Origin of the sequence: Pseudobacter sp. (assembly GCF_051955275.1) — a bacterium.
Classification (GTDB): Bacteria; Bacteroidota; Bacteroidia; order Chitinophagales; family Chitinophagaceae; genus Pseudobacter.
Window position 1 is genome coordinate 33,900 of record NZ_JBQCGW010000232.1, and the last position, 8,770, is coordinate 42,669.

Below are 8,770 nucleotides of genomic sequence, written 5' to 3' on the forward strand. Positions count from 1 at the left end.
ATGGTATTATAACTGGATCATCTTCGAGTTCTTCTTACCATCAACCACGTAGTGGATGATGTAAGCTCCTGAAGCGATGCCATTGATCTCAACCTGTTGCTGTTGAACGTTGCGGCTCATCAGCATGCGGCCGTTCACATCAAACACCTGGATTAGGTTTGGCGTTTTGCCGTTGAAGAAGAGCACAACACCACTACCCTTACGGATAATGCTCATGGAAGTGGTTTCTTCTCCTTTACGAACGGCTGCCAGCTTGCTGTAGGTGCGTACGCCACTCAGTTCGTTCGCCATTATGCGGTAGAAACGATTGGTGAAATTCGCATCATTATGCTGATAGCTGTAATCACGGGTGTTGGCAATTCCGGGTACGGTGCCGACGGAAGTCCAGTTCCTGCCATTGTCGCTATACTGAACATCAAAGTCAGTAAGCCCTTCAATATCTCCCATTGACCAGTTCAGCTGCACATAATTGCCTTTCAGGTCAGCAGAGAAACGGGTGAAGGTAACGGGCAGAATAGCTCCTGCCTGTGTAGCGGTGATCTGGCTGTAGATCTGTCCGGTAGCTGTGTAAGACACGAAGTTGGCAACGGGGTCAACCGTGCTGGTGGCAGTGGTGGTCCAGGTAGGCCCTGTACGGTATGCAACCTGCAACATTCCTTCCGGGTTACCGGCCAGTTCGGCATCATCATAAATGATACCTACCGTGCCATTGTACGTAGGAAGGGGATTGGAGAAATTGTATACCCTGGTGATACTCTGAGCGCCACCTGGTCCGGTAATGGACGTATAGCTCTTTGTGAGATTTGTGTTGCTGACCGTAGTATTGGCGGAGGGTATCAGCACCAGGCTGTCCACAAAGAAGGTTGTACCGCTTCCTATGAACAACTGATCCGTTGGCCCTACACTCAACTGGGATTGCCCAGGCAGCCAAAGCAACGCGCTGCATATTAAAAGTAATAGGTATCGCATTGTCAGAATTTTTGGTGAAATAAATTGTTTATTAAAGACAATTAGTCACCAACTCTTTCAATGGTCAATGCTGCGCCTTGAGCATTGTTCAATAATACGGCAGCTCCGAGCAGACCGAACAATTGCAATTGAACAGTAGCCCCTGCTGTAAGGGTCACCACCGCTTCGGCAGCGAAAGTGCTGACAGAAAGTGCAGGTGTAACAGTCAGCGGAACGCTTGGAATACCATTGACCGAAATGCGGCTCGACATAAGCAGCGCTGCAGTAGTATTCACCCTGTACGCGATACGATAGCGGCCTGCCTGGCTAACAGTAAAAAGGTTACTGGCACCGTTGGTAGTAACATTCGTACCAAGGTTCTGGAAATCGGGAAGAGGAACAGCCGTACCACCAAGTACTACTGCGATGACCTGACCGGCGGTGCTTGCAGCATAACCTGTACTTGCTCCGTTGAAATTGATATCCAGCGTGGAAGCCAGCCTGGTCCACGCACCATTGATGTACATCCAGAGACCGATAGGAGCATTTGTCTGATACACCATCAGACCTTCATCAGGTGTGCCGATTGCAGTACGCTGAGCCTGTGTCATTCTGGGTACGAGAACGCCCTTGGTTGTTGAAGTCACATCTAAAATAGAACTTGCCGCTGGTGAAGTAGTTCCGATACCCACCTGGGCATTCAGGTTGACAATTGTTGCCATAAACAATGTCACGAGGATGCATAGTTGTTTTTTCATAGCAAATATCAAATGGTTAAAAAATACAGATACAGAATGGTTGTGTAAAGACCATTACTGTCAAGGCATACGTGTACCTGAACTTTTGCTACTTGCAGAAACCATGATATTTTGGAGGGACCGATGAACCAGTTCTGCTCATCAGAAAATAACGCGATAAATATACAGAGTAACTTTGATAAAGAACAGAAATATAAGCAACAAAATCAGCTAATACCCGCATCAGGTCAGTGTTTTATAGCTTATACGTTTATAAAAGTAAAACTACTCAAATACATGATGCTGAAAGGACTGCTGCAGCATTTTCAATGATCATAAACCGGAGATTCTCATGCAATTTATCTGCCTGCATACCGGGTAATCTGTAACTTTTCAGGCCCTGCCTCTGGCATTGACCCATTCTTCGTGGTGGCATGACCGGCAGTGAACCTCATGCTGCTGTCTGGCATTGCCGCAATAACTGCATACTTCAACAGCGGAGAGCGGAAGTTCGTTGATAAAGTCCTGGTCAACTTCGGGGAGAATGCAGAGACCGGGGCCAGGTCCGGTCTCATTGATCACAGTAAAGGAACCATTAGCCTCCAGGTAAAGCCGCTTCACTTCTCCGAGATGCCTGATACTATGGCTGCGAAGGCGGCAGAAGATCCGTTCACGGCTCATATGGCAGCGTTTCAATGCTTCCAGTTGAAGTTTTCCATCTTTCACCAGTATGCTCATCGTTCCCTGCGTTGCTTTTTCAAATGTGCGGCTCTTTGCTGCACGGGACGATACAAATCTTTGTATAATAACTACAATGACCGCCACCAGTAATCCCGGCAATAATCCCCTGTCCGGTTGCTGCAAAGGAATCCCGATGGCCGCAGCCAGCGAAGCAACGGCTGCCAGTTCAGTACGTGTCAGTCTTGATGACAATCGCTTGCCCATCAGCCTGAACGCAAATACAAGAATCAGGTAAACCGCCAGCGAGCGAATGATCAGTTCTATATAAAACTCCCAGGGCACATTTCCACGGAGGATCCGCATCAGGTCGTCCAGATATATTGATTCCTTCTTCATACAACTTTATTTACAGAAGGCACCCAGTTATGGTCGCCACAAACAGCACAGTAACCATTTGCATGTTGCCGGATACTGCTGTTACCACAGGTATGACATACCTGCGATTGGGTTCTAAGTTGTATACTATGAATAGAAAAATCCGCATCGGGCAGCAGATCAAGTCCAGACCTGGCGTTTTCCATTTTATAAATATTGAAGCTGCCGGTTGCTTCCAGGTACAACCGTTTCACTTCTCCCAGGTTATAAATGCCTTCATTTCTGAGCGCAGTAAATAATTGTTCACGCGATACACTTTCATTATCCATCACATCCAGCTGAAGAACCCCATCCTTTACAAGAATGACTGTTTTCCCCAGCACTACCGCTTCAACTTTTTCGTTTCTGCGCATCCAGTTGCTCAGCAACTGCTGAAAGCCAAGAATGAGGAAAAGCAAAAAGATCCCCTGGATGATGCCGCGGTCGGGCGACTGCATGGCGGCAGAAACGATAGCGCCCAACACCAGCATCACTGCCATTTCTGTACTGGTCAGTTGCCCGCTCATCCGCTTGCCTGAAAGACGGATCACAAACAATAGTATGCAATAAATTATGACTGTCCGGACCAGTGCTTCGAGAAGAAATGCAGGCGGCGCTTCACCAAACAGGATTCGCTGCCAGTCTGAGAGCTTGATAGATGATTTGTCCATATTCCCTGATTGGAATAATGTATGTATAAAAAACATACCGCTGCCACCTTTCCTCCGGTCTGTTAAATGTAGCAGCTTTAAATGAGGCAATTGCAGATAAGCGTCAATATCGGGCATGGTGGAACTAAGTAGTCAAAGTCTTGTCCCGGGGAGCTTTAAGGGCAAAATCACTGATTGCAACTCCCCTGTTGAACCTGCTGTACAAAACGCAAAGCTCTAAAGGCTCAGTTCTGCTGGCATGGTAATTATAAACTATATCTTATCAATCAATAAGCATACTATGAAACATTTATCGATCCTTGCAATAGCCGCAGTAATCATCTGCAGCTGTAATGATTCAAACACCACAGCAGACAATAAGATGGACAGCACCGGTAACCTGGCAACGGCGCCTGTGGAAAATTCCAATAACGACACCACTGCTTCTTCAGGACAGCAGCCCAATACAGACATGAGCGCGCAGTCCATTGACAATACGCCGCTCGACAAGAACAGCAGCGCCTTTGCTACAGAAGCAGCATCGGGAGGAATGATGGAAGTCAATCTCGGTCAGCTTGCCCAGCAGAAAGCAAGCAACCAGCGTGTGAAAGATTTCGGAGCCATGATGGTATCAGACCATAGTAAAGCCAATACGGAGCTCAGCAATATTGCAGCAGCCAAAAGCTTTCAGCTTCCGGGCACACTTGCGCAGGAACATCAGAAACATGTGGACCATCTCACAAAAATGGAAGGCGCTGAGTTTGACAAAGCATATATGAAAATGATGACCAGCGATCACGAGAAAGACATCAAGGCATTTGAAAAAGCAGCAGCCAGTTCATCAGACAATACGCTGAAGGATTTCGCCACCCGTACATTGCCTGTATTGCGCATGCACCTGGATTCAGCGAAAGCCATCCAGAAATCACTGAAGTAAAATCAATTTAAAATGGTAATACCTTTCATTGCCCTGCTTGCAATCATCATCATCATTGTGGTGGTGTTATTGTACGGCGCCTCCAAAAGGCGACGGCAAAAAATGGGCGAAAGGAAGTAAAGGATCAGCACCCGTGAAAACAGGTGCTGATTTTCTGTTAGACCGAAGCAGTAACGAGCTGCTTCATCATATTTGCCTTTCCCTGATGATACCACACGCCGAACGCGTCTGTAAAGGCAGCAAACACTGCATTGATGATATGCACCGCATTGCCAGACTCTTCGATGGATGGCTGATAATTGTTGTAAGAAGCGCTTTCATGCTCCTCATTAGTTTTTTCCATGGCATGGTTTGCTTCGGAATGCGCATGTACCTGCCCGAAATACTCCAGTTCCTCCTCTCTTCCCATTGTACGTACCAGTTTGAACACCGGTTCATTGAAACAATCGAATGTTGCTTCCAGTGATTCTATGAGCACGAGTTTGTAAAATGGCGTGTTGAATGTTTTGGCCAGGTGGATGCTTTTGTAAACCACTTCGCGCACTGCCGCCCAGGGCTCAGACCAGATCTCCGTGATCATGTCTGTTGGATCGATAGCCAGGAACTCTTTTCCATAACTGATCCGCTCCAGGTCCTTCAGGTACCATTTCCAGTGGTAAGAGTCTTCTTCACAATGAATGTTCACGCTCTGCTGCATGGGATCGGAGCTGCCTTCCACCTGCATTTCAGCAAGGATATCCTTGAACCCCATCACAAAGAATAACATGGCGGGCGTGAAGCTGAGCCTTGATTCCGGGGTAAGGCTATCGTCCCCGACCAGCCTGCAAAGTTCTGAATTGCACAATTCTTTCTTTTTGGCTTCCAGTGTTTGTATGATCGCTAGCATGGTATAGATTTTGAAGCCAAGCTAACGCATCAATTGATGTAAGATAATTGCAGCGGCTGCGATGCGGCATTAATAAAGTATTAACCGTTGACTTATCAATCTGAATGCAATCACAAAGTTTTGATAACCTGAGCCGGCAATCAGGAAGTTTACTTAAATTGTACACTATCCCCGGTTGCCTGCCCGCAGATCCCCAATATCTTTCCATAATCTATAAACATGAATCATATGATCCTCGGGAAAAATACACCTGCACCTGATTTTACATTATTCTCAACGCCTGATCAGAAATTATCGCTTGATGACTTCAAGGGGAAGCGCCTGGTACTTGCTTTCTATCCGGCCGACTGGAGCCCTGTGTGCAGCGACCAGATGGCACTCTACAATGAAACCCTGAAAATCTTCCGAGGCTACAACGCAGAAGTACTGGGTATTTCAGTAGACAGCAAATGGTGTCACCTGGCATTCTCAGACAACCGGAAGCTGCATTTCCCACTCCTGGCCGATTTTGAGCCAAAGGGAGATGTGAGCCGCAAATACGGTGCTTATAACGAAGAGAACGGAGAGAGTCGCCGCGCCCTGTTCGTAATAGATGAAGAAGGCATCATACAGTGGAGTTATCTCTCCCCTGATGGCATCAACCCGGGAGCCGATGGCATACTGGATGCCCTCGATGCAATGAACAACCAAAATAAATAATACAACGTATGTCAACATTAAGAGTGCCGGTAGGTGATAAAGACCATATCACCGGCGACCTGCATGCGGAAAAAGTACTGGTTGAATATGGAGATTACCAGTGCCCGCACTGCGCAAAAGCCCACCCCTTCGTACAAAAACTGCTGAAGGAATTCAAAGGAGAGGTCAAATTCGTTTTCAGGAATTTTCCATTACAGGAAGTACACCCCATGGCCATGATGGCGGCACTTGCCACGGAAGCGGCGGCAAAACAGGATAAGTTCTGGGAGATGCATGATATCATTTTCGAGCACCAGCAAACACTGAGCGCAGATGCCATCCTTGATTTTGCAGCGGAGCTGGGCATGGACCAGGCCCGATTCGGGAAGGACCTGCTGGATAAGGAGCTGATGAATAAGGTAGAGCGTGATTTTGTGAGCGGTCTGCGCAGCGGCGTAAATGGCACTCCTACATTCTTTCTGAATGGGCAGCTGGTGACCACTTATAATGAAACCTATGAATCCCTGGCAGCTGCATTAAAGGGATGATAAATTTACTCAGGGTGCTGCAATCGCCGCGTCCCCGCGAGTGACCACTATGAAGTTCGCCTCTGGCGAACCAACCGGGTGCAACACCTGATTGGTTTGCCAGAGGCGAAAAAATAAGTAACTCGCCGGAGGCGAGCTACTGGACACTGCGAAATTAATTCTTACAGATTCTCCGAAGCGATGATCGACCAGTCTTTATTCTGGTTTCCTTTCTCCAGCCATTTGTCCATCTCTTTAGCGATCGCCGGGATCACGGTGAGCGTTTTATTTCCTTTTGCAGCTTCTTCCATCATCAGCCTGGCATCTTTGCGGGCCATCTGGAGCTCCCAGCTGGGGCTGTCGTAATCCGCCGTCATGATCCGCTTCAGCCTTGCAGGAGCGGCCGCGCCGGGGTTCCATTCGCTGAAGAGGTCGGTGATCACGGAACCGGGCAGGTCCATGGCTTTGGCTGTTGCCAGCATATCGGAGAAACCTCCGGTAAGCGTAATGAGGAACATATTACCCAGCAGTTTCACACCTGCTGCTTTACCTGGACGGTCGCCCAGGTTGATCACCTTGCCCGTCATGGTTTCCAGCCAGGGAAGGATCTGAGCCGCTACTTCCTGGTTGCCAGAGACCAGCATTACACCGCTGCCTTCGAGGGCATTGGCTGGCCCCATGAATACGGGCACATGCACATAGGTTATATCTTTAGCAGCCCATTCTTTGGTACGTTTTTCAGCGCCTTCCACGGAAGTGGTGGTATGGTCGAGTATTACGGCCCCGGGTTCAAATCCCGGTGCGGCCTGAGCCAGCACGGCATCCACCACAGCGTCATCCGACAGGGTGATATGGATACGCTTCACTCCTTTCACCGCGTCCACGATGGAATCGAATGCTTTTGCACCTTCAGCTTCCAGCGCTTTTGCCTTATCTGCTGTTCTGTTCCAAACCTGTACCTGTTGCCCTTTTTTCAGCAATGCCTTTGTGAAGTTGGAACCGAGCAGTCCCATCCCTAAAAATGCGATCATGATTAATAGTTTGGTCAAAAGTAGGGAATGCTGCCAATATAATTCAGCTACCCTTCTTTACATTGTGTTTGATTTCGATCCATACGGGTGCATGGTCGCTTGTTTTCTCCCATCCCCGCACGTATTTATCAACTTCTGCGGCTACTAACTTTTTATCGAAGTGACGGCTCAGGAGAAAGTGATCGATCCGGATGCCCGCGTCCCGTGCATAGGCCTGTCTGAAATAATCCCAGAATGTAAATATCTTTTTATCCGGATGCATGGTGCGGAGCGCATCCGTCCAGCCCTGCGCCACCAGTTTGGCATAAGCCTGCCGGGATTCAGGAAAGAACAGGGCATCTTTTACCCAGCTCTCAGGTTTGTATGCATCCATTTCGGTCGGGATCACATTGAAATCGCCGAGGATGATCACGGGCATATCTTCGGCCAGTAATTTCTTTGCATGTGTGGTGAGCCTTTTGAACCAGGCGAGTTTATAATCAAATTTTGGGCCCGGCGCAGGATTACCATTGGGCAGGTAAATGCATACGATGCGGATGCCGGCCACGTCCGCTTCCAAATACCGGCTATGCATATCCTCAGGATCTCCCGGTAACGCCTTCCTGATCTCTTTCGGCTCTCCCACCCTGCTCAGGATGGCTACGCCATTCCAGCTTTTCTGTCCATGCCAGATCACCTGGTATCCCAGTTCCTCCACAGCCTGTAATGGAAATTTCTCCTGCGGTGCTTTCAGTTCCTGCAGGCAGGCTATATCAGGCTGTGATTCCTTCAACCAGCGGAGGAGAACAGGCAGGCGGCCATTCACGCCATTCACATTATAGGTAGCGATCTTCATATCAGTAAGGTATTATCTTATTTAACGCGGCTCCACACGGTTGTTCTGCCCAGTATCGAGAGCCCCATATATCCACGGATATTGAGCTTCTCGCCTGACAAGGTCATTTTACAACTGTATGTCTTGCCGCTTTTAGGATCATAGATCTTTCCATCAGTATACACACCATCATCGTAAATAAAATTGGACAGCAGAACCAGGTCTTTCAGATTTCTGCTGCGCAATGAAGCATCGTTGTTCTTTTCATCTTTACGCGAGGTCTTTCCATCTGCTTCATACATTTTTGATGCCCAGATGAGTTTGCCGAAATATTTATCGCCGGTTTTATAGATCTCGATCTTTCCATCTTTGTCCTCACTGAGCCACTGGCCCAGCACCTGGTCGGCCTGCTGGCTGCGGGCTGCCGCTGAAAACACCAGGGTAAGGGTAAGCAACACGATTTGTTT

11 protein-coding genes are annotated in these 8,770 nt (G+C 48.2%); 3 read left to right on the forward strand and 8 right to left on the reverse strand.

Features of this window, described 5'->3' with window-relative positions; translation table 11 throughout:
* Positions 1-6: 6 nt before the first annotated feature.
* The 4 genes from ACTHMC_RS20330 to ACTHMC_RS20345 form a co-directional block, all read right to left on the reverse strand.
* Positions 7-969, reverse strand: coding sequence for a T9SS type A sorting domain-containing protein (locus ACTHMC_RS20330; protein ID WP_440415893.1), 963 nt, complete (start codon positions 967-969; stop codon positions 7-9).
* A gap of 41 nt (positions 970-1,010) precedes the next feature.
* A complete protein-coding gene (locus ACTHMC_RS20335; RefSeq protein ID WP_440415894.1) occupies positions 1,011-1,706 on the reverse strand; it encodes a BclA C-terminal domain-containing protein in 696 nt (231 codons plus the stop codon).
* A gap of 372 nt (positions 1,707-2,078) precedes the next feature.
* Entirely contained in the window at positions 2,079-2,762 is a 684-nt protein-coding gene (locus tag ACTHMC_RS20340) for a DUF421 domain-containing protein (protein ID WP_440415895.1), read from the reverse strand.
* The gene (locus ACTHMC_RS20345) at positions 2,759-3,451 is read right to left on the reverse strand and encodes a DUF421 domain-containing protein (RefSeq protein ID WP_440415896.1); all 693 of its coding nucleotides are present in this window, start codon (positions 3,449-3,451) and stop codon (positions 2,759-2,761) included. Before ACTHMC_RS20345 ends, ACTHMC_RS20340 begins: the two co-directional genes overlap by 4 nt.
* A gap of 280 nt (positions 3,452-3,731) precedes the next feature.
* Between ACTHMC_RS20345 and ACTHMC_RS20350 the strand changes: the two genes are divergently transcribed.
* On the forward strand, positions 3,732-4,367 hold the full coding sequence (locus ACTHMC_RS20350) for a DUF4142 domain-containing protein (RefSeq protein WP_440415897.1): 636 nt from the start codon (positions 3,732-3,734) through the stop codon (positions 4,365-4,367).
* Positions 4,368-4,524: 157 nt separating this feature from the next.
* On the opposite strand, the gene ACTHMC_RS20355 is transcribed toward ACTHMC_RS20350, so the two are convergent.
* Complete coding sequence (locus ACTHMC_RS20355) at positions 4,525-5,253, reverse strand: hypothetical protein (RefSeq protein WP_440415898.1); 729 nt, start codon at positions 5,251-5,253, stop codon at positions 4,525-4,527.
* A 228-nt stretch (positions 5,254-5,481) separates the two neighbouring features.
* Between ACTHMC_RS20355 and ACTHMC_RS20360 the strand changes: the two genes are divergently transcribed.
* Together ACTHMC_RS20360 and ACTHMC_RS20365 are read left to right on the forward strand one after the other, a co-directional pair.
* Positions 5,482-5,952, forward strand: coding sequence for a redoxin domain-containing protein (locus ACTHMC_RS20360; protein WP_440415899.1), 471 nt, complete (start codon positions 5,482-5,484; stop codon positions 5,950-5,952).
* 8 nt (positions 5,953-5,960) lie between these two features.
* Positions 5,961-6,479: a DsbA family protein gene (locus ACTHMC_RS20365; protein ID WP_440415900.1), complete on the forward strand. Its 519-nt coding sequence runs from the start codon at positions 5,961-5,963 to the stop codon at positions 6,477-6,479.
* Between the two features lie 161 nt (positions 6,480-6,640).
* Here ACTHMC_RS20365 and ACTHMC_RS20370 read toward each other — a convergent pair whose 3' ends face one another.
* From ACTHMC_RS20370 to ACTHMC_RS20380, 3 genes are all read right to left on the reverse strand, one after another.
* Complete coding sequence (locus ACTHMC_RS20370) at positions 6,641-7,489, reverse strand: NAD(P)-dependent oxidoreductase (RefSeq protein WP_440415902.1); 849 nt, start codon at positions 7,487-7,489, stop codon at positions 6,641-6,643.
* A gap of 43 nt (positions 7,490-7,532) precedes the next feature.
* Positions 7,533-8,324 carry an exodeoxyribonuclease III gene (xth, locus tag ACTHMC_RS20375; protein ID WP_440415904.1) on the reverse strand — a complete coding sequence of 264 codons (792 nt, stop codon included), beginning with the start codon at positions 8,322-8,324 and terminating at the stop codon, positions 7,533-7,535.
* Between the two features lie 17 nt (positions 8,325-8,341).
* The coding region (locus ACTHMC_RS20380) for a DUF2147 domain-containing protein (protein WP_440415906.1) at positions 8,342-8,770 on the reverse strand (429 nt) is incomplete at its 5' end.